The 25,804-nt window shown below is 76.8% G+C and carries 22 protein-coding genes and 1 riboswitch; of the genes, 5 read left to right on the forward strand and 17 right to left on the reverse strand.

All coding sequences use genetic code 11. The features are described from left to right. Positions 1 to 139: 139 nt before the first annotated feature. The 7 genes from GA0070611_RS09595 to cobN are packed head-to-tail and all read right to left on the reverse strand — an operon-like array spanning position 140 to position 10,747. Entirely contained in the window at positions 140 to 1,285 is a 1,146-nt protein-coding gene (locus GA0070611_RS09595; RefSeq protein WP_091661094.1) for a cobalt-precorrin-5B (C(1))-methyltransferase, read from the reverse strand. After that, complete coding sequence (gene cobM, locus GA0070611_RS09600; protein WP_091661099.1) at positions 1,282 to 2,127, reverse strand: precorrin-4 C(11)-methyltransferase; 846 nt, start codon at positions 2,125 to 2,127, stop codon at positions 1,282 to 1,284. Before cobM ends, GA0070611_RS09595 begins: the two co-directional genes overlap by 4 nt. Next, a complete protein-coding gene (gene cobI, locus GA0070611_RS09605) occupies positions 2,124 to 2,864 on the reverse strand; it encodes a precorrin-2 C(20)-methyltransferase (RefSeq protein ID WP_091661102.1) in 741 nt (246 codons plus the stop codon). Before cobI ends, cobM begins: the two co-directional genes overlap by 4 nt. Further along, positions 2,861 to 4,216, reverse strand: coding sequence for a cobyrinate a,c-diamide synthase (locus GA0070611_RS09610; RefSeq protein ID WP_091661106.1), 1,356 nt, complete (start codon positions 4,214 to 4,216; stop codon positions 2,861 to 2,863). The genes cobI and GA0070611_RS09610 overlap by 4 nt, the downstream gene beginning before the upstream one ends. Further along, the gene (gene cobO / locus GA0070611_RS09615) at positions 4,210 to 4,821 is read right to left on the reverse strand and encodes a cob(I)yrinic acid a,c-diamide adenosyltransferase (RefSeq protein WP_091661112.1); all 612 of its coding nucleotides are present in this window, start codon (positions 4,819 to 4,821) and stop codon (positions 4,210 to 4,212) included. The genes GA0070611_RS09610 and cobO overlap by 7 nt, the downstream gene beginning before the upstream one ends. Continuing rightward, the gene (locus GA0070611_RS09620) at positions 4,821 to 7,049 is read right to left on the reverse strand and encodes a VWA domain-containing protein (RefSeq protein ID WP_091661115.1); all 2,229 of its coding nucleotides are present in this window, start codon (positions 7,047 to 7,049) and stop codon (positions 4,821 to 4,823) included. The genes cobO and GA0070611_RS09620 overlap by 1 nt, the downstream gene beginning before the upstream one ends. Beyond that, positions 7,046 to 10,747: a cobaltochelatase subunit CobN gene (gene cobN, locus GA0070611_RS09625; RefSeq protein WP_091661118.1), complete on the reverse strand. Its 3,702-nt coding sequence runs from the start codon at positions 10,745 to 10,747 to the stop codon at positions 7,046 to 7,048. Before cobN ends, GA0070611_RS09620 begins: the two co-directional genes overlap by 4 nt. A 551-nt stretch (positions 10,748 to 11,298) precedes the next feature. Further along, positions 11,299 to 11,428, reverse strand: a riboswitch (cobalamin riboswitch). A 347-nt stretch (positions 11,429 to 11,775) separates the two neighbouring features. Here cobN and GA0070611_RS09635 point away from each other — a divergent pair. Beyond that, positions 11,776 to 12,453 carry an MBL fold metallo-hydrolase gene (locus GA0070611_RS09635; protein ID WP_231921388.1) on the forward strand — a complete coding sequence of 226 codons (678 nt, stop codon included), beginning with the start codon at positions 11,776 to 11,778 and terminating at the stop codon, positions 12,451 to 12,453. Between the two features lie 71 nt (positions 12,454 to 12,524). Here the strand turns inward: GA0070611_RS09635 and GA0070611_RS09640 are convergent, their stop codons facing one another. Both GA0070611_RS09640 and GA0070611_RS09645 read right to left on the reverse strand, forming a co-directional pair. Beyond that, a complete protein-coding gene (locus GA0070611_RS09640) occupies positions 12,525 to 12,857 on the reverse strand; it encodes a hypothetical protein (RefSeq protein ID WP_091661130.1) in 333 nt (110 codons plus the stop codon). A 102-nt stretch (positions 12,858 to 12,959) separates the two neighbouring features. Next, positions 12,960 to 14,174 (reverse strand): MFS transporter, encoded by a 1,215-nt coding sequence (locus tag GA0070611_RS09645; RefSeq protein WP_091661133.1) that lies wholly within the window; start codon positions 14,172 to 14,174, stop codon positions 12,960 to 12,962. Positions 14,175 to 14,288: 114 nt separating this feature from the next. On the opposite strand from GA0070611_RS09645, the gene GA0070611_RS09650 reads away from it, so the two are divergent. Next, entirely contained in the window at positions 14,289 to 15,278 is a 990-nt protein-coding gene (locus tag GA0070611_RS09650) for a LacI family DNA-binding transcriptional regulator (protein ID WP_091661136.1), read from the forward strand. A gap of 124 nt (positions 15,279 to 15,402) precedes the next feature. Here the strand turns inward: GA0070611_RS09650 and GA0070611_RS09655 are convergent, their stop codons facing one another. Then, positions 15,403 to 16,566, reverse strand: a complete 1,164-nt coding sequence (locus GA0070611_RS09655; RefSeq protein WP_091661139.1) for an FUSC family protein — start codon at positions 16,564 to 16,566, stop codon at positions 15,403 to 15,405. Between the two features lie 172 nt (positions 16,567 to 16,738). On the opposite strand from GA0070611_RS09655, the gene GA0070611_RS09660 reads away from it, so the two are divergent. After that, positions 16,739 to 17,269, forward strand: coding sequence for a nuclear transport factor 2 family protein (locus tag GA0070611_RS09660; RefSeq protein ID WP_157740282.1), 531 nt, complete (start codon positions 16,739 to 16,741; stop codon positions 17,267 to 17,269). Here GA0070611_RS09660 and GA0070611_RS09665 read toward each other — a convergent pair. Then, positions 17,252 to 17,683, reverse strand: coding sequence for an NUDIX hydrolase (locus tag GA0070611_RS09665; protein WP_091661149.1), 432 nt, complete (start codon positions 17,681 to 17,683; stop codon positions 17,252 to 17,254). The genes GA0070611_RS09660 and GA0070611_RS09665 overlap by 18 nt on opposite strands. Positions 17,684 to 17,782: 99 nt before the next feature. Here GA0070611_RS09665 and GA0070611_RS09670 point away from each other — a divergent pair, with 99 nt between their 5' ends. Beyond that, positions 17,783 to 18,265, forward strand: coding sequence for a nitroreductase/quinone reductase family protein (locus tag GA0070611_RS09670; protein ID WP_091661153.1), 483 nt, complete (start codon positions 17,783 to 17,785; stop codon positions 18,263 to 18,265). 149 nt (positions 18,266 to 18,414) lie between these two features. Here the strand turns inward: GA0070611_RS09670 and GA0070611_RS09675 are convergent, their stop codons facing one another. The 4 genes from GA0070611_RS09675 to GA0070611_RS09690 form a co-directional block, all read right to left on the reverse strand. Next, positions 18,415 to 19,416 (reverse strand): adenosine deaminase family protein, encoded by a 1,002-nt coding sequence (locus tag GA0070611_RS09675; RefSeq protein WP_091661157.1) that lies wholly within the window; start codon positions 19,414 to 19,416, stop codon positions 18,415 to 18,417. Positions 19,417 to 19,555: 139 nt separating this feature from the next. Beyond that, positions 19,556 to 20,353 carry a sugar phosphate isomerase/epimerase family protein gene (locus GA0070611_RS09680; protein WP_091672722.1) on the reverse strand — a complete coding sequence of 266 codons (798 nt, stop codon included), beginning with the start codon at positions 20,351 to 20,353 and terminating at the stop codon, positions 19,556 to 19,558. A 107-nt stretch (positions 20,354 to 20,460) separates the two neighbouring features. Further along, a complete protein-coding gene (locus GA0070611_RS09685; protein WP_091661160.1) occupies positions 20,461 to 21,612 on the reverse strand; it encodes a dihydrodipicolinate synthase family protein in 1,152 nt (383 codons plus the stop codon). Continuing rightward, positions 21,609 to 22,760, reverse strand: a complete 1,152-nt coding sequence (locus GA0070611_RS09690; RefSeq protein WP_091661163.1) for a Gfo/Idh/MocA family protein — start codon at positions 22,758 to 22,760, stop codon at positions 21,609 to 21,611. The genes GA0070611_RS09685 and GA0070611_RS09690 overlap by 4 nt, the downstream gene beginning before the upstream one ends. A 130-nt stretch (positions 22,761 to 22,890) precedes the next feature. On the opposite strand from GA0070611_RS09690, the gene GA0070611_RS09695 reads away from it, so the two are divergent. After that, on the forward strand, positions 22,891 to 23,898 hold the full coding sequence (locus tag GA0070611_RS09695; RefSeq protein ID WP_091661168.1) for a LacI family DNA-binding transcriptional regulator: 1,008 nt from the start codon (positions 22,891 to 22,893) through the stop codon (positions 23,896 to 23,898). 6 nt (positions 23,899 to 23,904) lie between these two features. Here the strand turns inward: GA0070611_RS09695 and GA0070611_RS09700 are convergent, their stop codons facing one another. Continuing rightward, positions 23,905 to 24,570 (reverse strand): response regulator, encoded by a 666-nt coding sequence (locus tag GA0070611_RS09700; protein WP_091672724.1) that lies wholly within the window; start codon positions 24,568 to 24,570, stop codon positions 23,905 to 23,907. Between the two features lie 8 nt (positions 24,571 to 24,578). Further along, positions 24,579 to 25,772: a sensor histidine kinase gene (locus GA0070611_RS09705; RefSeq protein WP_091661173.1), complete on the reverse strand. Its 1,194-nt coding sequence runs from the start codon at positions 25,770 to 25,772 to the stop codon at positions 24,579 to 24,581. Between the last annotated feature and the right edge of the window lie 32 nt (positions 25,773 to 25,804).

The following is a 25,804-nucleotide window of genomic DNA, read 5'->3' on the forward strand; positions in this document are numbered from 1 at the left end:
GTTCATGTCTCACAGACATGACGGCGAGAAGTGATGTGCCATCCGATGGCGCCACCCGGCCAGCCGCCCCGCCGGCTGATGCCTGGTGGGCACCACGACGGCACGCGCGCGGCGACAGCAGGCCGGGGTCGGGCGGGGATCATGCGGTCCACCGGCCGGAGGAGGCGACCACCCGGTCGCCGGCGAAGTCCACCATGGCCACGTCGACCGTGACGGTGGGACCGGCGAAGCGGCGCAGCACCTGGCGTACCCGGGCGCAGAGCAGGTCACCGGCCGGCCGGAGCAGCCCGGCCGCCTCCCACAACTCGTAGGCGTGCCGTCCGGTGTTGGCGGCGGTGACCGCGTCGACCAGGTCGGTGTCGCCGCCGGCCTCGGCGGTGACCGCGCCGAGCAGGGACAGGTCCACCTTCGACCGGGTGTAGTGGGTCATCAGGATGCCGGCGGCCAGCTTGGCGAGCTTGCCGGCCATTCCGACGAAGACCACCCCGGTCATCGCGTCGTCGACGGCGGCGGTGACCGCCGCGCCGGTGAAGTCGCCCACCTCGACGAAACACACCTCGGGCAGCTCGGGCAGGAGCGCCCGGGCGGCCCGCTCGGTACGCCCGCCGGTGCAGAGCACCACCGTCCGCTCGCCCTGGGCGGCCATCACGTGCACGGCCTGCACCACGCTGGCCCGCCAGGAGGCGGTGGAGAACGGCCGGACGATCCCGGTGGTGCCGAGGATGGAGATGCCGCCGAGGATGCCGAGCCGCCGGTTGGTGGTCTTCCGTGCCATGATCTCGCCGCGCGGCACGCTGATCACCACCCGCACGCCGACCTCGGTCAGGTCGACGACCTCGGCGACCGCCCGGCCGATCATGCGACGGGGGGTGTCGTTGATGGCGGGACCGCCCACCGCCAGGCCCAGGCCGGGCTTCGTCACCGTGCCGACGCCCGGGCCGCCGTCGAGGCGCAGCCCGGGTCGGTCGCGCCAGTCGACGGTGGCGGTGAGTTCCGCGCCGTGGGTGACGTCCGGGTCGTCCCCGGCGTCCTTCACCACGACCGCCTCGGCCCGCCGGGCCGCCTGCACCGCGCAACGGGCCACCGGGAAGGTGACCCGTCGGCCGGCCGGCAGGCCGATCTCCACCTCCCGCTGCGGCACGCCGGTGACCAGCGCGGTCACCGCCGCCTTGGCTGCCGCCGTGGCGCACGCGCCGGTGGTCCAGCCGGTCCGCAGGGCGGTCGGCCGGACCTTCGCGGTACGCGGCAGGTCCGGTTCCCGCAGCGGCGGGTCGGCGTACGTCATCGGGGGTCCCCGCCGGAGGCGGACCCGGCGGGGTCGACGGGCCGGCCGGCGCGCAGCGCGGCGCGGGCGGCCGGCTCGGCCCGGCGGTAGGTGTGGAAGTGCCCGGGGTGGTAGAGGTGCGAGCGGGTGCCGGTGGCGGCGAGCGCCGGCCCCACCAGGAACAGGGTGTGCTTCCAGAGCTTGTGCGCCTTGACGGTGGCCTCCAGGTCACCCAGGACGCAGTGCACGACCAGCTCGTCCGGCCAGGTCGCCCGGTACGCGACGACCACCGGGGTGTCCGGTGGGTACCCGCCGGCCAGCAGCTCGGCCTGGGCCTGGCCGGAGCGGGCGGCGGAGAGGAAGAGCGCCATGGTGGTGCCGTGCCGGGCGAAGTCACGGACCCGTTCCGTGGGGGGCATCGGCGTCTTCCCGCCCTCCAGCCGGGTGAGGATCACCGACTGGGCCACCTCGGGGATGGTCAGTTCCCGCCCGACGAGCGCGGCGACGGCGGTGAACGAGGAGACGCCCGGGACGATCTCCACGGCCAGGCCGAGCGCCCGGCACAGGTCGAGCTGCTCCTGCACCGCACCCCAGAGCGCGGGGTCGCCGGAGTGGATCCGGGCCACGGTCAGCCCTTCCGTGACGGCCCGCCGGTAGAGCGGCAGCACCCCCTCGACGGGCAGCCGGGACGAGTCCACGATCTCGGCGTCGGCGCGGGCGTGGCCGAGCACGTCGGCGTGCACCAGGCTGGCCGCCCAGACCACCACGTCGGCCGCGGCGATCACCCGCGCGGCGCGCAGGGTCAGCAGGTCCGCCGCGCCGGGCCCGGCCCCGACGAACCACACCTTTCCACTGGTGCTCACAGTTTTCCTCCCCGGCGGTCCCGGTGGGCCGGGACCAGCAGCGTCGACAGGTACGGCAGGTCGTCGGGGTGCGCGTGCGCCGGGCCGATCCACTCGTCGGGCAGGCCGAGCGCGCGGCCCAGCACGGCGTCGCCGTCGCGGCCCTGCCGGCACAGCTCGCGCAGCAGCTCCGGGTGGCGCCGGCCACCCTTGTAGACGACCACGGTCCCGCCGCCGGCGAGGGCGTCGGCGACCGGCGCCAGGCCGGCGGTGGCGGGCAGCAGGGTCAGCGGCTCCCGGCCCTCGCACAGCGGCACGCCGGAGCGGGCGGCCAGCTCCTGCATGGCGGTGACCCCGGGGACGGTGCGCACCACCACGTCGGGCCGGCGTACCCGCACCCCGTGGGCGAGGTAGCCGAAGGTCGAGTACACGTTGGGGTCGCCGATGGTGGCGAAGGCGACCGCCCGGGCCCCGGCGTCGACGGCGGCCACCACGGCCGCCGCCGCCTCGTCCCAGGCGCGTTCCCGCCGGGCGGTCACCCCGCCCCGGTCGTCGAGGGCGAACGGCAGCCGGCGCAGCCGGTCGGCGGGCACGTGCGCCCGTACGGTCGTCTCGGCCCGGCCGGCGGACGGGTCACCGGGCTGCGCCATGACCGGCACGAACACCAGGTCGGCGGCGCGCAGCACGCGGACCGCCTTGAGGGTGAGCAGTTCCGGGTCGCCGGGGCCCACGCCGACCCCGGTCAGGGTGGCGGTCACCGGCTCGCCGCCTCGACCAGCCGGCGTGCCGCCCCGGGCTGCCCGGCCCAGTGGGTGTGCAGGTAGGAGGCGTGCACCCGGCCGCTGACGAAGCCGTGCGCCGCGCCGTCCCAGCGCCAGGCGGGGGTGTCCCCGTGGCCCGGGTCGGTGCGCGTGCGGTGGAACTCGTGCCCGCGTACCGGGTCACCGGCGCGGTGCGCCGGGGAGTCGGCGGCGGCCACCGCCTCGCGGTAGCCGAGGGTGAGCCGGCCGGTCATCCGGGCGGTGTGCGGCAGCCGGCCGCACATCGGCACCCCGTCGAGGGCCCGGCCCAGGTAGAGCAGCCCGGCACACTCGGCGACGACCGGGCCGGCGAAGTCGGCCAGCTCGGCGCGGAGCGCCGCGTTGCCGGCCAGCGCCTCGGCGTGCACCTCGGGGAAACCGCCGCCGACCAGCACCGCCCGGGTACCGGGCGGCAGGGCCGGATCGCGCAGCGGGTCGACGGTCACCACCTCGGCGCCGGCCGCGGTGAGCAGCTCGGTGGTCTCCGCGTACGAGAAGGAGAAGGCCGGACCACCGGCGACGGCGACCACCGGACGGGTGGTGCTGGCGGGACCGCCGACCGCCTCGACCGGGTCCCAGGCGGGATCGGTCAGCGGCGGCGCGGTCCGGGCCAGCGCCAGCACCGCGTCGAGGTCCACGGTGGACTCGACCAGGTCGGCGAGCGCGGCGACCACGGCGAGCGACTCGGGCGCGCGTTCGACGACCGGGACCAGCCCCAGGTGGCGCGACGGCGCGGTCACCTCGGCGGCCCGGGTCACCGCGCCCAGCACCGGGACCCGCACCTCGGCGAGCGCGTCACGCAGCAGGGTCTCGTGCCGGGGCGAACCGACCCGGTTGAGGATCACCCCACCGAGGCGGACCCCGGGGTCGAAGGCGCGCATGCCGAGCACCAGCGCGGCGGCCGAGCGGCCCTGCGCGGTGGTGTCCAGGACCAGCAGCACCGGCGCGTCGAGCAGCCGGGCCACCTGGGCGGTGGAGGCGTACGCCCCGCGCCCGACCGCGCCGTCGTGCAGCCCCATCACGCCCTCCACCACCGCCACGTCGGCCGGGGTGGGCACGGTCGCGCCGTGCCGCAGCAGCGGGGCGATGCGTTCCGGGCCGACCAGCCACGGGTCGAGGTTGCGGCCGGGGCGGCCGGCGGCGAGCGCGTGGTAGCCGGGGTCGATGTAGTCGGGGCCCACCTTGTGCGGGCTGACCGTCAGGCCGCGGCGGCGCAGCGCGGCGAGCAGCCCGGTGGCCACCGTGGTCTTGCCGTGCCCGCTGGCCGGGGCGGCGACGACCAGGCGGGGCAGCGCCCAGCCGGTCACCATTCGATGCCCCGCTGACCCTTCTGGCCGGCGTCCATCGGGTGCTTCACCTTGGTCAGCTCGGCGACCAGGTCGGCCGCCTCGACCAGGCGCGGGTGGGCGTCCCGGCCGGTGATCACCACGTGCTGGAAGCCGGGGCGGTGGCGCAGGGTGTCGACCACCTCGTCGACGTCGACCCAGCCCCACGCCATCGGGTAGGTGAACTCGTCGAGCACGTACAGGCCGTACCGTTGGGCGGCCAGGTCGCGCTGGACCTGCCGCCAGCCCTCTCGGGCGTCGGCCGCGTGGTCGGCCTCGCCGCCGCGCTGGATCCAGGACCAGCCCTCACCCATCTTGTGCCAGGTCACCGGGGCGCCCTGGCCGGTGTCGGCGTGCACCTGGCCGAGGGCGCGGAAGGCGTTCTCCTCGCCGACCCGCCACTTGGCGCTCTTGACGAACTGGAACACCCCGATCGGCAGCCCGGCCGTCCAGGCGCGCAGCGCCAGCCCGAACGCGGCGGTGGACTTGCCCTTCATCTGTCCGGTGTGCACCACCAGCAGCGGCCGGTGCCGCCGCTGCCGGGTGGTCAGCCCGTCGGCGGGTACCTGGGTCGGCTTGCCCTGCGGCATCAGGCGGCGCTCCTTGCGTTCGTGGTGAGGGCGGAGAGGGGGTGCACCGGGGCGTGCAGCTGGGTGGCGAGGCGGGCGGCCAGTCGCAGGCGGACCGGGCCGGTCTCGCAGTCGACGACGACGCACGGCGCGCCGGTGGCGGCGAGCACCGCCGCGGCCCGGGCGGCGCGGTCGAGCGGGCGGTCGCCGGCGGTGGCCCGGCCGTCGGTGACGACCAGCACCAGGGGGCGTCGCGCCGGGTCGCGCAGCCGCTGCACGCGCAGCAGCTCGGCGGCCGCGAGCAGGCCTTCGGCCAACGGGGTACGCCCGCCGGTGGGCAGCTCGGCCAGTCGGGCCGACGCGGCCAGCACGGAGGAGGTGGCCGGCAGCAGCAGCCGCGCTCCCGCGCCCCGGAAGGCGACCACCGCCACCGTGTCCCGGCGCTGGTAGGCGTCGGTGAGCAGGGCGAGCACGGCGCCCTTGACGGCGGACATCCGGGCTCGGGCGCCCATCGAGCCGCTGGCGTCGACCACGAAGAGCACCAGGTTGCCCTCCCGCCCCTCCCGGACCGCCTCGCGCAGGTCGTCGGCGCGCCACCGCAGCGGCCCGCCGGCCCGTCCCCGGGCGACCTGGTGCGGGGCGGCGGCCCGGACGGTCGCCGGCAGGTGCAGCGCGCCGGCCCGGCCGGCGGGTGTGCGCGCCCCGGTGGTGCGCCCCCGCCCGGTGCGGGCCCGCGACCGCCGGCCCGGCACCCCCTCCCCCACCCCGGGCGCGGTCAGCAGCCGGGCCCGCAGCCCTTCCCGAGGTACGGCCACCGCGCCGGCCCGCTCGCCGGGCAGGTGGGCACCGCCCCCGGCCGGGCGACCGGCGCGGGCGCCGGGCCGGACCTCGGTGCCACCGGTGTGGTCGTCCGACCGGTCGTCGCCGGGCGACGGATCCCCGGCGCCGGGTCCGCCCTCGGTGTGGTTCGCCGGCCACCGGCCGCCGTCTCGGGCTCGGCCGGCACCGCAGGCCGGCGCGGGGCGACCGTCGGCGTCGGGCTGCGCGCCACCGTCCCCGCCGGCCGCCGCCCCGTCCGCGCCACCAGCGCCGTGTCGCGGTCCCGGGCCGTGCGGTCCCGGGCCGTCCGGGTCGCGGTCCGGACCCGGCCCGTTCGGGCCGCCCTGGGGTCCCGGGCCGCCGTTCGGGTCGCCGCCCCGACCCGGGCCGTCGTCGTCCGGGTCGTCGTCGGGGTGGGCGTCGCGGGCCCGGTCCAGCGCCTCGTCCAGGCGCTTCTCGTCCAGCCCGGGGCTGTCGAACGGGTCCCGGCGGCGGCGGTGCGGCAGGGCGAGCCGGGCGGCGACCCGGACGTCGTCCGCGCCCACCCGGTCGCGGCCCTGCCAGGCCGCGTGGGCGACGGCGGCGCGGGCGGTGACGATGTCGGCGCGCATGCCGTCCACGTCGAACGCCGCGCACACCTCGGCGATCTGGCGCAGCACCGGGTCGGGCAGCGTCACCCGGGGCAGCCGGCGGCGGGCGGTGGCGACCCGGCGGGCCAGCTCGGCGTCGGCCGCCGCCCAGCGGGCGGCGAACCCGGCCGGGTCGGCGTCCGCGGCGAGCCGGCGGCGGACCACCTCGGTACGGACGGCGGGATCGCGGCTGGCGGCCACCTCGACGGTCAGCCCGAACCGGTCGAGCAGCTGCGGGCGCAGCTCCCCCTCCTCCGGGTTCATGGTGCCGACCAGCAGGAACCGGGAAGCGTGCCGGACCGAGACGCCCTCCCGCTCGACGTGGCAGCGCCCCGTCGCGGCGGCGTCGAGCAGCAGGTCGACCAGGTGGTCGTGGAGCAGGTTGACCTCGTCGACGTAGAGCACGCCCCGGTGGGCGGCGGCGAGCAGGCCGGGCTCGTAGGCGCGTACCCCCTCGGCGAGGGCGCGCTCCAGGTCCAGCGAGCCGACCACCCGGTCCTCGGCGGCCCCGACCGGCAGCTCCACCAGCCGGGCCGGGCGGTGCCGGGCCGGCGCGGCGACCGGGTGCGGCCCGTCCGGGCAGTCCGGGTCGGGGGTGGCCGGCTCGCAGGCGAAGCGGCACGACGCGACCTGCTCCACCGGGGGCAGCAGCGCCGCGAGGGCCCGGACGGCGGTGGACTTCGCGGTGCCCTTCTCGCCCCGCACGAGGACCCCACCGATCGCCGGGTCGACCGCGTTGAGCAGCAGGGCGAGGCGCATCGCGTCCATGCCGAGCACCGCACTGAACGGGAACGCCGTCATCGCTCGTCCTCCAGGTCGCCCTCGCTGGCCAGGTACGTCTCGTGCAGCCGGTCGAGGGTGGCCGGCTCGGGCGCGGCCCACAGGCCCCGGTCGGCGGCCTCCAGCAGACGCTCGGTGATCCCGCGCAGCGCCCACGGGTTGGACCGTTCGAGGAACCCGCGGGTCTGCGGATCGAACAGGTACGCCTCGGCGAGCCGCTCGTACATCCAGTCGTCGACGACGCCGGCGGTGGCGTCGTAGCCGAACAGGTAGTCCACGGTGGCCGCCAGCTCGAAGGCGCCCTTGTAGCCGTGCCGGCGCATCGCGGCGATCCAGCGCGGGTTGACCACCCGGGCCCGGAACACCCGGCGGGTCTCCTCGCCCAGGGTGCGGGTCCGCACGTCGTGCGGCAGGGCCGAGTCGCCCACGTACGCGGCCGGGTCGGCGCCGGTGAGGTGGCGCACCATCGCCACCATCCCGCCGTGGTACTGGAAGTAGTCGTCGGAGTCGACGATGTCGTGCTCGCGGGTGTCCTGGTTCTTCACCGCCACCGCGATCCGGGCGAAGGACCGTTCCATGTCGGCGCGTGCCTCCCGCCCGTCCAGTCCGGGGCCGTACGCGTAGCCGCCCCAGACGGCGTACACCTCGGCGAGGTCGGCGTCGGTGCGCCAGTTCCGGGCGTCGATGAGCGGCAGTAGCCCCGCCCCGTACGCCCCCGGTTTCGAGCCGAAGATCCGCGCGGTGGCCCGCCGCTCGTCGCCGTGCCCGGCCAGGTCGGCGTCCACGTGGGCCTTGACGTAGTTGGCCGCGGCGGGCTCGTCGAGCGCGGCGACCCGCCGCACGGCGTCGTCGAGCAGCGCCACCACGTGCGGGAAGGCGTCCCGGAAGAAGCCGGAGATGCGGACGGTCACGTCGATGCGGGGGCGGCCCAGCTCGGCGGTCGGCACCACCTCGACGCCGGTGACCCGGCGGGACAGGTCGTCCCAGGTGGGGCGGCAGCCGAGCAGGGCGAGGATCTCGGCGACGTCGTCGCCCTGGGTGCGCATGGCGCTGGTGCCCCAGACGGTGAGCCCGACCGAGCGCGGGTACCCGCCGGTGTCGGCGAGGTGCCGGGCCAGCAGCGAGTCCGCGAGGGCCACCCCGACGTCCCAGGCGTTGCGGCTGGGGATCGCCTTCGGGTCGACGGAGTAGAAGTTGCGGCCGGTCGGGAGCACGTTGACCAGGCCCCGGGTGGGGGACCCGGAGGGCCCGGGCGGCACGAACCGGCCGGCGAGCGCGCCCAGCACCCGGTCGATCTCGTCGGTGGTCCGGTCCAGCCGGGGCACCACCTCGCGGGCGGCGAAGCGCAGCACCTCGGCGGCGTCCGGCACCGGCGTGCCGACGACCTCGGCGACCACGGCGTCGACCTTCGCCGGGTCCCAGCCGAGGGTCTCCATGCCGAGGACCAGCCGGCGGGCCAGCGCCTCGATCAGGTCGACCGCGTCGGCGGCGGTGCCGGCCGGTCCGTCGACCGCGTCGGTGAGCGCCGCCGGCACGGCGATCCGCGCCCCGGGCGCGGCGAGCAGGGCCGCCTCGTCGAGGCCGACGTGGGCGGCGAGCGCCTGGCGCAGTCCGGGCAGGGCCCGGACACCGCCCCACACCTGCGGGGCGCGCAGCACGGCGAGCACCAGGTTGACCCGGGGCTCCCCGGTGGGCGCCTCGGCGAGCACGTGCAGGCCGTCGCGGATCTGCACGTCCTTGACCTCGCAGAGGTAACCGTCGAGGTGCAGCACGAAGTCGTCGAAGTCGTCGGCGGTGGGCATCGCGTCGACGTGCAGGTCGTGGTGCAGCTGGGCGGCGCGGACCAGGTCCCAGATCTGCCGTCGCACGGTCGGCGCCTTGCTCGGGTCGAGCGCCTGCACGGTGGCGTACTCGTCCAGCAGTTGTTCGAGTTTCGCCAGGTCGCCGTAGGTCTCGGCGCGCGCCATCGGGGGGACGAGGTGGTCGACCACGACGGCGTGCGCGCGGCGCTTGGCCTGGGTGCCCTCGCCGGGGTCGTTGACGATGAACGGGTAGACCAGCGGCAGGTCGCCGAGGACCGCGTCGGGCGCGCAGTCGGCGGACAGCCCGAGCCCCTTGCCGGGCAGCCATTCCAGGGTGCCGTGCTTGCCGAGATGGACCACGGCGTCCGCGCCGAAGCCGCCCTCGGCGGCGGACGCGGCGAGCCACCGGTACGCGGCCAGGTAGTGGTGACTGGGCGGCAGGTCCGGGTCGTGGTAGATGGCGACCGGGTTCTCGCCGAACCCGCGCGGCGGTTGGATCAGCAGCACCACGTTGCCGAACCGCAGCCCGGCCAGGACCAGGTCGCCGCCGTCGACGTAGAGCGCGCCGGGCGGCTCGCCCCAGTGTTCCCGGACGCGGGCGCGCAGCCCGGCGGGCACCGCGTCGAACCAGCGCCGGTAGGTCTCCCCCGGCACCCGGGCCTCGGCGGCGGCCAACTGCTCGGGGGTGAGCCACTCGACGTCGTGGCCGCCGGCCGCGATCAGCGTGTGGATCAGGGCGTCGCCGTCGTCGGGCAGGGGCGCGTCGCCGAGGTGGTAGCCGGCGTCGGCGAGCGCGGCGAGCAGCCGTACCGCCGAGGCGGGCGTGTCCAGCCCGACGGCGTTGCCGACCCGGGAGTGCTTGGTCGGGTAGGAGCTGAGCACGACCGCGACCCGCTTGTCGGCGTTCGCGAGGTGCCGCAGCCGGGCCGCCCGGACGGCGAGGCCGGCGACCCGGGCGGCCCGCTCCGAATCGGCCTGGTAGACCGACAGGCCGTCGGCGTCGATCCGCTTGAAGGAGAACGGCACGGTGACGATCCGGCCGTCGAACTCGGGGATGGCCACCTGCATCGCGGCGTCCAGTGGGGACAGTCCGGCGTCGCTGGCCGCCCACCGGTCGCGGGTGCCGGTCAGGCAGAGCGCCTGGAGCACCGGCACGTCCAGGGCGGCGAGCGCGCCGACGTCCCAGGCGTCCTCGTCGCCCCCGCCGGAGGCGTCGGCGGCGACCGTGCCGCCGGCCGCGAGGACGGTCACCACCAGGGCGTCGCAGCGGCTGAGCAGCGCCAGCGGCCCGTCACCGGGGGCGAGCCCGCGCAGCGAGCCGCAGAAGATCGGCAGCGGCCGGCCACCGGCCGCACCGACCGCGTCGGCGAGGACCTCGACGAACGCCGTGTTCCCGGCCAGGGCGTGCGCCCGGTAGAACACGATGCCGACGGTGGGCCGCCCGTCGGCGGTCCCCCCGGTCTCGCCGGTTCCGCCGGTCCCGCCGGCCTCGCCGCCGAGGATGCCGAACGGTGGGGTGGGTGCGGGCCGGGCGAAGCCCTCGCCGGTGAGCAGCACCGTGTCGGACAGGAAGCGGGCCAGCTCGGCGAGGTTCTCCGGGCCCCCTTCGACCAGGTACGCGAGCGCCTGGGCGGCCACCCCGGCGGGGACCGTGGACGCCGCGGTCAGCTCCGCGTCGGGCACCGCCTCGCCGCCGAGCAGCACGGTCGGCAGGCCCGCGGCGCGCACCGCCGCGAGCCCCTCCGGCCACGCCTGCCGACCGCCGAGCAGGCGTACGACGGCCAGGTCGACGCCGTCGAGCAGCGCGGGTACCGCGTCGGCGGTGACCCGGGCGGGGTTGGCCAGCCGGTAGTCGGCGCCGCTGGCACGGGCGGCCAGCAGGTCGGTGTCGGCGGTGGAGAGCAGCAGGATGCGCACGGACGGCTCCGGAGCGTGACGCCCGACGGCACGGGGTGGCCGGCGGCGGGCAGGGGTGGGCGCGGGTTCAGCGGGTCCGCGGACCGGGCGGGCGGCTCACCGACGACAGGTCGGCGGGGCCGTCCGACCGGGCGGGGAACCCGGTGCGGCGGAACTCAGCGGTGACGGGCCGCGACGCGGGAGCGATCCGGCACGGCGGCCCGAGGCCGGCGCGCGGCGAGGCCGCCTGCCGGGGTGGCGACGGCGCCTACCGGCGTGACGACGTGGTGCCGGACGGTGCCGGCACCCGCCGGGACGGCGACCCGGTGCCGGACGGCGCCCGTCGGGACGGCGAGGCGGCTCAGGGAGTCGGCGCGGGAGCGCCCGGCGGCCGGGAGACGGCGGCCGGTGCGCGGTGCCGCGGCACGGGCCGACGGCCGGGTGCGCGGTGCGGTGGCACGGGCCGGCGCGTCGGTGCGCGTCGGCCGGATACGACGATCAGCGTCGATGGCACGGGTGTCGTGCATCGGATCCTCCTCGGGTGTCCACGCCCTGGGGCTCTCCGACGGCCGAAGTATCCTGGCTCCCGGATCGACGCTCACCCCCGGCCTTCCAACCGCGCACGCACGGCCGTGACTCACGAGGGGGGATCGCTCCCCGGTGACAGTGGCGGGACCGCGCCGGAATCGCACCGGCTTCCTTCACTGCCGTCCTGGCCGCGAATGCTGCCACAGCCTCCGGCCGCCGGTCAACGCCGGCCACCCGAGCCGACCCGGCACGGTGTCGATGGACAGGGATCGATTGTTTGAGTCGCCTCACGACGCCATTGGCAATGACGTTGATCGATCGGAAAGGAGCCGACGCGGAAAGGCTCTCCCGCCATTGTCACCGGCTGCGCCCGATCCGGCCGACAGTCGAGTCCGCCCTGACGGGACGGTGCGCGGCGACCGGCCCGGGTAGCATCGGCGGTCGACTGTGGAACGCACCCGGTCACCGCGAGAGGAACCGTCACCATCGACGCCGTCACGCCCCGACTCCTGGCCGGTCGAGTGTGGTTGTTCCCCGGCGACCCGGACCCGCTGGCGATCCGGCCGACCGTCGCGGTGATCGCCGACGAGCGCGGAAGTGTGATCGTCGACGCGGGGCAGAGCCCGGCGCACGCCCGCGAGATCCGGGCCGGGCTGGCCGCCGCCGGGCTGCCCGCACCGCGTTGGCTGGTCTACACCCACCACCACTGGGACCACGTCTGGGGCGCCTGCGCCTGGCCGGAGGTCGAGATCGTCGGGCACGAGGCCGGCGTGGCCCCGCTGCGCGCGGAGGCGCGGCGCCCGTGGAGCCACCGCCACCTGCGCGAGACGGTACGCGCCGAGCCCCGCCTCGGCCCCAGCTACCGGGCCCGGGCGCTGGCGGTCGACTCCTGGGACGGTTTCGCGGTGCTCCCACCCACCCGCACCTTCACCGACGAGCTGACCCTGCCCACCGGCGTCCGGCTGCGGCACGTCGGCGGCCGGCACGCGTCGGACTCGACCGTGGTGCTGGTGCCCGACTCGCAGGTGCTGCTGCTCGGCGACTGCTGGTACCCGCCGCCCGCGCACCTGCGCGGGCCCGCCGAAGGCCCCGACCTGGCGATGGCCGCCGGTCTGCTCACCGACGACGTGCGGTGGTACGTCTCGGCCCACGACGCGCCGTTGTCGCTGGCCGAGGCGCGCGCCGCGTTGACCGGCTGAGCGGGCCCGGGCCCGCGCCGCCAGCGACACGGGTTCCGGGCACCTGGACCGGCACGGCGGAGCGGGCCGGGTCAGCGGGCGCGCCGCTCCGGGTGGGCCCGGTTCCAGGCCCGCATCCGCTCCGGGTAGCCGGTGCGGGCCGCCTCGTACAGCGGGACGGCGTGCCGGTGGGCGATCTTGGCGGCCACCCGGGGCGAGCCGGTACGGCGGCGGATCCACTCCCCGTCGTGCGCGATCGCGACGACCGTGGTGTCGGTGGCCGTGGTCTCCGGCTCCAGGTAGAACTCCACCCCGCGCCGGCTGGTCACGAACGCCTCCAGCGCGGCGAGGTCGTCCCGGTTCGCCTCCCGGTCGAGCTTCGTCGGGGTGGTCGGGTCGGTGGCCCGGCGGCTGAACCAGCCCATGCCCGCCTCCTCTCCTCGGTCTGCCCCCAGTGCAGCACCCCAACCTGGCAACCCGCTGCGAGGCCGGTGGGAGTCCGCTGGTGACGGCGCGCGCCGGAGCGGTCAGCGGGCCGGCGGGCGGAGCACCGGGACGAGGGCGAGGGTGGGCAGCAGGAGCAGCGGGACGAGCCCGAGGGCGGGCAGCACGCCCAGGTGGTCGCCGAGGAAACCGAGCAGCGGCGGCCCGCCCAGGAAGGCGGTGTAGCCGATCACCGCGACCACGCTGACCCGGGCCGCGGCCCGCTCCTCGTCGTCGGCGGCGGCGCTCATCCCGACCGGGAAGCCGAGCGACGCGCCGATGCCCCAGAGCACCACGCCGACCACGGCGACCGGTCCCGAGCCGGCCAGCACGGCCAGGGCCGCGCCGGTGACCGCGAGGCCGATGGTGCCGAGCAGGACGCGTACCCGGCCCCAGCGGTCGATGGCGACCGTGCCGGCGGTACGGCCGAGGGTCATGCCGACCACGAAGACGCCGAACACGGCCGCGCCGACCGCCTCGCTGACGCCGTACCCGTCGATGAAGGCCACCGCGATCCAGTCGTTGGCGCTGCCCTCGGTGAAGGCCATGACCAGCACGAACAGGCCGATCAGCAGGGTGCGCGGCTCGCGCCAGGTGGCCAGCAGCGCGCGCCGCCGGGCCACCGGGTCGCTCCCCTCGGGGGTGGGCACGACCGGCAGGAACGCCCGCGCGCCGAGCAGCGTGCCGGCCAGCACCACCGCGGCGACGACGGGCAGGTGCCAGCCGAGCGGCACGTCCCACCGGGCGGCCCCCGCGCCCAGCGCGGCGCCGGCCACCGAGCCGAGGCTCCAGGCGGCGTGGAACCGGGGCATGATGGTGCGCCCGAGCCGCTTCTCCACGGCGGCGCCCTCGACGTTCATCGCCACGTCGCAGGCGCCGGAGCCGTAGCCGAGGGCGAACAGCCCGACCGCGACGCCGACCACCGAGCCGGCCAGCCCGGCGGCGAGGCCGGCGACCGTCAGGCCGAGCGCGACCGCCACGGTCGACGCCGCCACCGTCCGGGCCGGGCCGAGCCGCTGCAGGACCAGGCCGGCCGAGGGCATCGCCACCAGCGCGCCGATGGACATGCAGAGCAGCAGCAGGCCGAGCCGCCCGGCGCTGAGCCCGAGGGCCTCCCGGACGGCCGGCACCCGGGAGAACCAGGTGGCCACCGCGAGGCCGTTGAGGGCGAAGACCACGGTCACGCCGTTGCGGGCGGCCAGGACCGGCCTCGGCACCACCGGTCGGCCGGCGGTGGTCTCGTCGATGGTGCTGCTCACGGTGCTCGTCCTCTTCTCCCCCGGGTCAGACGGCCATCCCACACCTGAGAGCGCTATCAGCGCAAGCGCTCCCACCCCTTACGCCCGGGCGGGGCGACCGGGCATGATGCCGACATGGCCTCGCCGACCGCACGATCCGCCACCCTCGACGACGTGGCCCGGGCCGCCGGGGTGTCCCGCGCCACCGCCTCCCGGGTGCTCGGCGGCTACGGGTTCGCCTCGCCGGACGCCCGGGACCGGGTCACCGCCGCCGCCGGCCGGCTCGGTTACGTGCCGAACGGCGCCGCCCGGGCGCTGGTACGCGGCGGCGGGGTACGCCTCGTCGTCGCCGTGGTGGGTCGCGACGACACGGTCCTCGACGACCCGTACGTGCAGCGGGTGGTCGGCGCGGCGGCCCGGGTCGGCGACCCGCAGGGGGTGGGGGTGGCGTTGCAGTGGCTGCCGCTGACCGGCCCGCCCGCGCTGGGCCGGCTCGGTGACGACCGGGGCGTCTGCGGGGTGATCCTGGTCAACACCACCCAGCCGGTGCTCGACGCGGTGCCGGCGCGGTTGCACGGTCGGGTCGCCTCGATCGGCACCGGCTCGCCGGCCGTGCCCTCCTTCGACGTGGACAACGCCGCCGGCGCCGGAGCGGTGCTGCGCCACCTGTACGCCGGGGGACGCCGCCGGATCGCCATGGTGACCGGCCCGCGCTGGCTGAGCTGCGCGGAACGGTCGGTGAGCGCGTACCGGGAGCTGATGGCGGCGGCCGGGCTGCCCGAGCGGCTGGTGGACGGCGACTTCACCGCCGAGCGGGGCGGCCGGGCCGCGCTGGAGGTCCTCGACCGCTGGCCGGACACCGACGCCGTCTACGCCGCGAGTGACGCCACCGCGTTCGGCGCGATCGCGGCGTTGCGCCGGCGCGGCGTCGAGGTGCCACACGACGTGGCGGTCGGCGGCTTCGACGACCTCCCGTACGCGGCGATGAGCAGTCCGGCGCTGACCACCGCCACCCACCCGGTGGCCCGGATCGCCACCGCCGCGGCCACCGCGGTGCTGGAGGAGCGGAGCGGTCCGCCGGTCACCGCGTTCCCCTCGACGCTGGTCGCCCGGGACAGCGCCTGACACCGGCCGGAGCGGACTGCCGCCGCGCGGTCCGGGAGCCCGTCCGAGCCGGCCCGGCGGTCCGGGAGCCCGTCCGAGCCGGCCGGACGGTCGGGGCCGCGCCGCGCGAGAGCCGGAGGTCGGGTCACGGGCCCGGGCGGCCGACCGCCGCGTCGACCCGGCTGAGCACGGTGGCGTCGTCGTCCACGCCGACCCCGCGCAGCAGGTCGATGGCGGTGGCCCGGACCTGTCCGATGATCATCGCGAGCGGCAGCGTCGGTCCGGCGGTGAAGAGTCGGCCGGCCGCCCGGACCGCCTCCAGCGCGGCGACGTCGACCCGCTCGGCGTGCGCGTCGGCGACCTCGTCCTGCCCGTTCAGGTCGGCGGCGAGCGCGTCCCCGGCGGAGCGGACCGCCTCGGCGAGGGTGCGTACCACCGCGCCCAGGTCGGTGGGGACCGGTGCCGCGCCCCGGGTCAGGGTGACCGCGGCCCGGGCCAGGACGCGGACGTTGCGTACCGCGTAGTCGATCTGCCCGATCGAGCCCGCCACCGAGCGTAGCCGGCCGAGGTGCCGCCGACGGCCCAGGTTGAGCCGGAGCGCCTCACCGGCCGCCTGCACCGCGCCGCGCAGCCGCTCCACCCCGGCGTCGGCCCGGCGGGCCCGCTCCAGCGCGGCCAGCGCCGCCTCGTCGTCGCCGCGCTCCAGCGCGTCGGCGACGTCGTCGAGCACTCCGGCCAGTTCCTCGAAGGTGTGCCGGAACTCCGTGACCAGCGGGGCCAGCGGGCGGCGGGCGTCGACGAGCTGGCTGGCCACCACCGCCACCCCGCCGCCGATCAGCGCGTCGACGAACCGGAACGGGACCAGCGACTCGGTCGGCGGCGAGACGACCACCAGGTAGAGGGCGGAGACGGCGGCCTGCACCACGGTGACCGAGCTGGCACCGACGGCCACCGCGAGGGCGACGGTGAGCAGGATGACGGTGAACACCGTCCAGGTGGTACGCGGGCCGAGCGCCTGCACCACCAGGTCGGCCACCAGCACCCCGGCGGCCACCCCCAGCACCACCTCGACGGCCCGGCGCATCCGCTGGCCCCGGGCCTGGCCGAGCACGATCAACGCGGCGGCGGGGGCGAAGAACGGCTGCGGGTGACCGACCAGCCGGGTGGCCAGCACCCAGGCGACGGTGGCCGCGAGGGTGGCCTCCACGACCGGCAGCCAGCCGCGCCGCAACCGCCCGGCGGCCTCCCGGACGGCCACCCGGGGCCGCGCCCGGCCGTCGGCCCGCCGGGCCCTGCCCCACCAGGTCATCGTCGCCTCCCTGTCGCGTCGCCCACCATCCTGCGCCGCGCCGGCCGGCCCGGCAGCGTTCGGCGCCACTTCCGCCCCCGTGTCCCGGCTCACCTGGCACGCGGCGCCGACGGGACACCGGCACGGTGCCGGCGGTGACAGCATGAGGGCAGGGCGAACGGGGAGGTCCGCGATGGGCGAGCCGGGACACGACCGGTACGACGAGACGGTGGCCGCCTGGCGGGCCGCCGGCGAGCGGGGCGACGCGGCGACCGCGGTCCGCTGCCTCGCGCCGGAGGTGGAGGTGATCTCGCCGCTCACCGCACAGTTCCGGTTCCGGGGCCGCGCGGCGGTCGGCGACATGCTGGCCGCCCTGCACGAGGTGCTCACCGAGATCCGGTTCCACACCGAGGTCGGCGCCGGGGACACCCGGGCGCTGTTCTTCCATGCCCGGACCAGCCGCGAGGCGGTCGAGGAGGCGCAGCTGCTCCGGCTCGGGCCCGACGGGCTGATCCGGGAGCTGACCATCTTCGGCCGGCCGCTGCCGGCGCTCACCACGGTGCTGCGTGACCTGGGGCCGCGGCTGTTGCGCCGGCAGGGCCGACCCGCGCTGGCGCGCCTGGTCGGCTTCGCCACCGCGCCGCTGGCCGCCGTCACCGGCAGCGGCGACCGGCGGATCGTCCCGCTCGGCGACCCGGCGCGGGGCTCAGCCGGCCAGCGGTGAGCCGGCCAGCCCGGCGTACTCGGGGGAGGCCAGGAAGCGGGTGAGCACGTCGATGGTGCCCAGGGTGTAGGGGCGGCCGTCGAGCACCTCGGCCGGCGGGGTGAAGACGATCGCCGCGCCCTCGCCCAGCACCACGTCCTCCTGGCGGGCGGTGGTCGGGCCGTAGAAGTAGTGCTTGATCCGCTGGGTCTCGGCCAGCTCCTGCACGGCGAAGAGCCGCAGCGGCGCCTCCGGACGCAGCCCGGTCTCCTCCCACAGTTCGCGGACGGCCGTCTCCTCGGCGCTCTCCCCCGGCTCGGCGTGCCCGCCGGGCAGCCCCCAGACGTTCGGGAAGTAGGGGGCGTGCTCGTCGCGGAGCTGGATCAGCAGCCGGCCGGCGGGGTCGACCAGCAGGACGGCGGAGACGATCTGCATGCCGCCAACCTAGTACGGCCGCCCGCGCCCCGGGGGGCCGTCCGGCCCTGGCCCGTGTCGTCGTGGCGGTCCCCAATGGAGGGGGAAGGAGGTACCGCCATGCTCCTCGATCTGTGGCGCCGGCAGGTGCGGTGGATGTACCGGACCGGTCGGCCGAACGCCCTCGCCCGGTTCCTCAACGGCCTCTCCGCCCGGCAGTACGCGGCCGGCCTGGCCCCCGCCCACTGGGTGACCCTGGAGGTGCCGGGCCGGCGCAGCGGCCGGCTGCTCGCCGTACCCCTGGTCGTCGCCGACCACGACGGCGGGCGCTACCTGGTGTCGATGCTCGGCGAGCGGGTGAACTGGGTGGCCAACGTGCGCGCGGCCGGCGGCCGGGCGGTGCTGCGGCACGGTCGGCCCGAGCCGGTCCGGCTGGTCGACGTGCCGGTGCCCGACCGGCCACCCATCCTGCGCCGGCACCTGGCGCTGGCCCCCGGTGCCCGCCCGCACGTACCGGTGGACCGGCACGCCCCGGAGGCGGAGTTCGCCCGGATCGCCGCCGACCTCCCGGTCTTTCGGATCCTCCCCGACCCGCCGGCCTGACCGACCCGCCGGCCCGACCCGCCGGTCAGCAGGTGACTAATTCACGGAAAGAGTGGCTTCGCGAGCGGTTCAGACCACTGTTTCCGTGAAACAGCGCCACCACCCCGGGCCGGGCGTGCGGGGCCGCGCGGCCGGCCGGGGGGGGTGGGTCAGTGCGCCACGGCGGGCACGGCGGGCGGACGGCGGTGGGCGCGGTCGCCGGCGGCGACGAGCCGGGCCCGGGTCGCGTCGTCGCAGAGCGCGCCGGCCAGGCCCGCCGCGTACGCGGCGGCCGGGTCGACGCCCAGCCGGTCGGCGAGGGCGTACTCCGCGCCGAGGGTGATGTCGAAGATCGCCGGGTCGTCGGTGGAGACCGAGCAGCGGACCCCGGCGGCGGCGAGCACCGTCACCGGGTGCGGCCGGCCCGGGCGGGCCACCCCGAGCCGCAGGTTGGAGGTGGGGGTGACGTCCAGCACCACGCCGCGGCCGACCAACTCGTCGACCAGGTCCGGGTCCTCGACGGCGCGGACCCCGTGCCGGATCCGGACCGCGCCCATGGCGAGCACCTCGCGGACGGCCTCCGGCCCGGCGGCCTCCCCGGCGTGCGGCACGAACGGCAGGCCGCCGCCGCGGGCGATGCCGACCGCGCGGGCGTACGGCTCGGTCGGGTGGTGCCCCTCGGCACCGGAGAGTCCGAAACCGACCACTCCCCGGCCGGCGAAGCGCACCGCCACCCGGGCCGCCGCCTCGGCCAGCTCGACATCCTGCCCCCGGCAGACCTGGGGAGTCAGTCCGATCTCGACGCCGTGCCGCTCGCGCGCCTCGGTGGCCGCGTCGCAGCACGCGGCGAGGACGTCCGCCCAGCCCTCGGGGCCACCGAGGCGTTCCTCCGCGTCCAGGATCGGCTCCAGGTAGACCGCGCCCTGCCCGGCGGCCTCGGCGGCGTACGCGAGCAGGGCCCGGTGGTAGTCCCGCGGGCTGCGCAGGCAGTCGGTGCGCCGGTTCCACAGCGCGATGAACCCGTACAGGTCGGCGAACTCGTACGGCGGGCCGGGCTCGGGCGGGGCCAGGCCGTGCTCGCGGGCGATCCGGGCGAGCAGCGCGGGACGGACCGTGCCCTCCAGGTGGACGTGCAGCTCGATCTTGGGTGCCTGGAGCTGGGCGGGGGTCATCGGGCCTCCTCGGGTTGCCACCGCGAAGACGGGACGGGCCGCTCCAGGGTGACGCCGAGGACCGGGCGCGGGCCTCCCCCGGACGGGGGAGGATCCGGGCCGACGGTGGGAAATGATCAGCCCGCCGGGGCGACGGCCGTCACGACAGGTGCGCGAGGTAGGCGTCCACGGTGGCCGCGAGGATCTCCGGGCCGGGCCGGGACCACAGGTCGGCGTCGAAGACCTCCACCTCGATCGGGCCCCGGTAGCCGGCCGCGTCGACGGCCTCGCGCAGCCGGCGCAGCTGCACGCAGCCGCGCCCGGGCAGGGCCCGGCCCAGCAGCACACCTGCGGGCAGCGGGGTGACCCAGTCGGCGACCTGGAACGCGGCGATGCGCTGCCCGGCCCGCGCGATCTGCGCGTAGACCGTGTCGTCCCACCAGACGTGGTACGTGTCGACCACCACCCCGACCACCCCGGGGTCGAACCGTTCGGCGATGTCGAGAGCCTGGCCGAGGGTGGCGATCACGCAGCGGTCGGCGCAGAACATCGGGTGCAGCGGCTCGACGGCCAGAGTGACCCCGGCGGCGGCGGCCTCCGGGGCCAGCTCGGCGATCGCGTCGGCGACCCGCCACCGGGCCCCGTCGACGTCCCGGTCACCGTCGGGCAGCCCACCGGAGACCAGCACCAGCACCGAGGTGCCGAGGACGGCCGCCTCCTCGATCGCCCGGCGGTTCTCGTCGCGCCAGTCCCCACCGGTGAAGAAGCCGCCCCGGCAGAGCGAGGTGACCGCCAGGCCGGCGTCGCGGACCAGCCGGGCCGACCGGGCCAGGCCGTACTCCTGGACCGGTTCCCTCCACAGGCCGATGCCGGGCACGCCGGCCGCCACGCAGCCGGCGACCGCCTCGGCGAGCGGCCAGTGCTTCGCGGTCGCCTGGTTGAAGGAGAACCGGGCCAGGCCAAGCCGGTCGGCCGGCCGGCCCACCCCGGCCGGGCCGGAGGCGGCCGGGCCGGAGGCGGCCGGGCCGGAGGCGGCCGGGCCGGAGGCGGCCCGACCCGGGGCGGTCACTGGGCCACTCCGGCGACCGTCAGGTAGGCCCGGGCCCGGGCCGCGGCCAGCTCGGCGTCGGGCAGCAGGCCGGCCGCGTCGGCGAGGACCAGCAGCCGGGCCAGGTGTACGGGTGAGCGGCCGGCCTGCTGGCCGCCGACCATGGTGAAGTGGTCCTGGTGCCCGGCGAGCCAGGCGAGGAAGACGATCCCGGTCTTGTAGTGCCAGGTCGGGGCGGCGAAGAGGTGCCGGGCGAGCGGGACGGTCGGGTCCAGGACCGCGTCGTAGCGGGCGAGGTCACCGGCGTCCAGGGCGGCCAGGGCGGTCGCGGCGGCGGGGGCGATGGCGGCGAACACGCCGAGCAGCGCGTCCGAGTGCCCGACCTCGTCGCCGCGGATCAGCTCGGGGTAGTGGAAGTCGTCGCCGGTGTAGAGGCGTACCCCGGCGGGCAGCCGGCGGCGCAGCGCCACCTCCCGCTCGGCGTCCAACAGGGACACCTTGATCCCGTCCACCCGGTCGGCGTGCGCCGTGACCAGGTCGAGCACGGTCTCCGTGGCCTGGTCGAGGTCGGCGGAGCCCCAGTAGCCGGCCAGCGCCGGGTCGAACACGGCGCCGAGCCAGTGCAGCACCACGGGCTCGGCCGCGCCGGTGAGCAGCCGGTCGTACACCCGCAGGTAGTCGTCGGCCGAGCGGGCGGCGGCGGCGAGGTGCCGGCTGCACATGAGCACCGGCCGGGCCCCGGCGGCGAGGGTGTCGGCCAGCTGCTCGGCGTACGCGCCGACCACGTCGGGCAGCGTGGCGGGTCCGGGCGGGAGCTGGTCGGTGTTCACCCCGGCGACGATCCGCCCGCCGACCGTGCGCGCCTCGGCGGCGCTGCGCCGGATCAGTTCCCGGGTGGCGGCGTGATCGAGCCCCATGCCCCGCTGGGCGGTGTCCATCGCCTCGGCCACGCCCAGCCCGTACGACCAGAGGTGGTGCCGGAAGGCGAGGGTACGGTCCCAGTCGAGCGCGGCCGGGGCGCCCGGCACGTTCTCCGCCCCGGGATCGGCGACCACGTGCGCGGCCGCGTACGCGACGCGCCCGGTCGCGGGGCCCGCGGGCCGGGGGAAGGCCGGGCCGCCGCGCAGCCGGTGCCGCTGCCCGCCGGGGAGCCGGACGACCGGGCTCACCGGCCGACCCCGGCGACCTCGATCCGGCGGCCCTCCCGGGCGGAGCGCAGGCCGGCCTCGGCGAGCGCCACCCCGCGCGCGCCGGCGTGGAAGTCCCAGCGGAACGGCTCGCCGGCGACGACGTGCCGCAGGAAGGCCGCCCACTGCACCTTGAAGCCGTTGTCGTACTCCTCGTTGTCCGGCACCTCGGTCCACCGGGCCCGGAAGTCCTCGGTGGCCGGCAGGTCGGGGTTCCAGACCGGCTTCGGGGTGACCGCGCGGTGCTGGACGCGGCACGAACGCAGCCCGGCGACGGCGCTGCCCTCGGTCCCGTCGACCTGGAACTCGACCAGCTCGTCGCGGTTGACCCGCACGCACCAGGAGGAGTTGAGCTGGGCGACGACGCCGCCGTCGAGCTCGAAGATGCCGTACGCGGCGTCGTCGGCGGTGGCCCGGTAGCGGTGGCCGGTCTCGTCGACCCGTTCCGGGATGTGCGTGGCGGTGACGCAGGTGACCGCCCGGACCGGCGCGAACAGCTCCTCCAGCAGGTAGTGCCAGTGCGGGAACATGTCCATGGTGATACCGCCGCCGTCGGCGGCCCGGTAGTTCCAGGAGGGACGCTGGGCGGGCTGCCAGTCGCCCTCGAAGACCCAGTAGCCGAACTCGCCGCGCACGGAGAGGATCCGGCCGAAGAAGCCGCCGTCGACCAGCCGCTTGAGCTTGCGCAGCCCGGGCAGGAAGAGCTTGTCCTGGACCACGCCGGTGCGGACGCCGGCCGCCTCGGCGGCCCGGGCCAACTCGGTGGCCGCGACGGCGGACTCGGCGAGCGGCTTCTCGGTGTAGACGTGCCGGCCGGCCTCGATGGCCTGCCGGATCGCCTTCTCCCGCTGCTGGGTGACCTGGGCGTCGAAGTAGACCGCCACGTCGTCGCGGGCCAGCGCGGCGGTCAGGTCGGTGGTCCAGTCGGTGAGGCCGTGCCGCTCGGCGACCTCGCGCAGCCGGTGTTCGCTGCGGCCGACCAGGACGAGCTCCGGCCAGATCCGGTCGCCGTCGGGCAGCGGCACGCCGCCCTCGTCGCGGATGGCCAGCAGGGACCGGACCAGGTGCTGCCGGTAGCCCATCCGACCGGTGACGCCGTTGACGATGATGCCGATCGACCTTCGGGTCATGGCGGATCCTCCCGACAGCTCAGGCAAGCGCTTTCCCGGAACGGTAGAGGGCGGCCCGCCGATCGGGCAAGGGTTTCCCGCGCGCTCCTGCGGTAGCCTCTCGGCGACCGGGTGAGCAAGGGGGGATGGCATGGCGACGCTGGCCGACGTCGCCCGCCGGGCGGGCGTCTCCCCCGCGACCGCGTCGCGGGTCATCAACGGCAGCAGCAAGCCGGTCGCCGACCAGCTGCGCGAACGGGTGCTCAAGGCCGTCGCCGAGCTGCGGTACGTGCCCAACGCGCACGCCCAGCTGCTGGCCCGCCCGCAGCGCAGCGTGGTCGGGGTGGTCGTGCACGACGTCTCCGACCCGTACTTCGCCGAGGTGACCCGGGGGCTGCAACGGGTCGCCACCGAGCGGGGCCGGCTGGTCATCATCTGCAACAGCTACCGCGACCCGGAACGCGAGCTGGAGTACGTCGACCTGCTCCGCGCCCAACAGGTCGCCGCGATCGTGCTGGCCGGCTCCGGCTACCACGACGACGCGGTCAACGCGTCGATGGACGAGCGGCTCGCCGCGTACGCCGCCACCGGCGGCCGGGTGGCGGTGCTCGGCTGGCACAAGCACCGGGGCGACGCGGTGCTGCCGGCGAACCAGGACGGGGCGCGGCTGCTCGGCGCCGAGCTGCGCCGGCTCGGTCACCGCACGGTCGGGGTGATCGCCGGGCCGGCCACCCTGACCACCACCACCGACCGGATCACCGGCCTGTACGAGGGGATGGCGGTGTCGCTGCCCGCGGAACGGATCCGGTACGCCGACTTCACCCGCGACGGCGGGGCCCGAGCGACGGCCGAGCTGCTGGACGCCGTACCGGGGCTGACCGCGGTGGTCGCGCTCAACGACTCGATGGCCGTCGGCGCCCTGGCCACCCTGCGCGAGCGGGGGCTGCGGGTGCCGCAGCAGGTCTCGGTGGTCGGCTTCGACGACATGCCGATCGCCGCCGACGTCACCCCGGCGCTGACCACCGTCCGGTTGCCGCTGGCCGAGCTGGGCGCCCGGGCGATGGCGCTGGCCCTGGACCCGGCCGCCGGCCGGGACCGGGTGGAGACCCTCCCCGCCGAACTGGTCCACCGAGACAGCCTCGGCCCCGCCCCGACCTGAGCACGGTCACCCCTGCGGGCTCACCAGCCCCGTCTCGTACGCGAGGATCACCAGTTGGGCGCGGTCGCGAGCGTCGAGCTTGCTGAGCAGCCGGCCGACGTACGTCTTCACCGTGCCGGGGCTGAGCGACAGCTCCGCCGCCAGATCGGCGTTGGACCGGCCCCGGGCGATCAGGGTCAGCACCTCGCGCTCACGCTCGGTGATCCGGTCGAGCAACGGCGTCAGGCGGGTGGCCGGCTGCGGCGGCCGGGCCGTGAACGCCGCGATCAGGCGACGGGTGACGGTGGGAGCGAGCAGCGCCTCACCGGCGGCGACGACCCGGATCGCGGCGAGCAGATCGGCGGCGCTGGTGTCCTTGACCAGGAAGCCGCTGGCGCCGGCCCGGAGCGCGGCGAAGACGTACTCGTCGAGGTCGAAGGTGGTGAGGATGAGCACCCGTACCGGCCGGCTGTCCGGCGCGGCGCAGATCCGCCGGGTGGCCTCGATGCCGTCCAGGTCGGGCATGCGGACGTCCATCAGCACCACGTCGGGGCGTTCCCGCCCGCACACGGTGACCGCCTCCCGCCCGCCGGCCGCCTCACCCACCACCTCGAACCCCGGCACGCTGTCGACGAGCAGCCGGAAGCTCTCCCGCAGCAGGGCATGGTCGTCGGCGATCACGACGCGGACCACCGGGCCGGTCACCCGGACCGCCCGGACGGGGTGACCGGCACCGACGCCCGGACCCGGAACCCGCCCTCGGGCCGGGGACCGGCGGTCAGGGCGCCACCGTAGAGCGTCACCCGTTCCCGCATGCCGGCCAGACCGCGACCGGCGCCCGGCGGGGCACCGACGCGGACCGGTGGCCCGTCGTCAGTCACCTCCATCCGCAGCGATCCCGCCACCACCTCGACCGTGACCCGGCAGGTGGTGGGGGCGGCGTGCCGGATGACGTTGGTCAACGCCTCCTGCACCACCCGGTACGCGGTGAGGCCGAGGGCGGGCGGCAGGTCGTCGACGCCGCCGATCCGCAGCACCACCCGTACCCCGGCATCCCCGGCGCGTTCGGCCAGCTCCGCGAGCTCCGCCGGACCGGCGGTCGGCGCGAGGTCGGCCGGCACGATCTCGCCGGTCCCCTCGGCCCGCAGCACGCCCAGCGCCCGGCGGAGATCGGCGAGCCCGCTGCGGCTGGTCTCCTCGATGACAGTGAGCGCGGCGCGCACCTCGTCCGGCCGGGTGTCGGCGAGGTGGTTGGCGACGGTGGCCTTCACGGCGATCAGGCTCATGCTGTGCCCGACGATGTCGTGCAGGTCGCGGGCGATACGCAACCGCTCGTCGACGACGGCCGCGTGGGCCAGGGACCGGGCGAGCCGCGCCGCCACGTCCCGACGCCACCGGACGAGACAGCCCACCGACCAGCAGAGCACCAGCAGCGCCACGGTCACGCCGATCTCCCCGGGCGCCCAGAGCGGCACCTCGGCGTCGTCGGCACGCGGCAACGCCGGCAGCCGGTGCGCGTAGAAGAACCCGACCGCCGCCGCCGCGCCGGCGAGACCGGCCACCAGCCCCGGGACGGAGCGACGCGGCGGCATCATGAGCGCAACGGTGTAGAGGGCGGTGGCCGCCGGCAGGAACTCCACCACCAACATGCCGGCTCCCGCGACGCCCGCCGCGGTCGCCGTCACGGCGGCGACGAGCACCACCGCCAGGACGGCGACCGGCCACCGCCGCCGCACGGCCACCGGCAACGCGATCAGGACGGCGGTGGACCAGAGCACACCCGTCGGACCCGGGTACGCGGGCCCCGGTGGATCGGTCACGGTGTAGGCGACCAGCAGCACGAGCAGCACCGCCCAGACCAGATCCGTGAGGAGCAGGCGACGGGAGACGGTCACCGGGTCACGCTAACCGCCCGCGGTGGCCGGAC

Origin of the sequence: Micromonospora auratinigra, assembly GCF_900089595.1 — a bacterium.
Lineage (GTDB): Bacteria > Actinomycetota > Actinomycetes > Mycobacteriales > Micromonosporaceae > Micromonospora > Micromonospora auratinigra.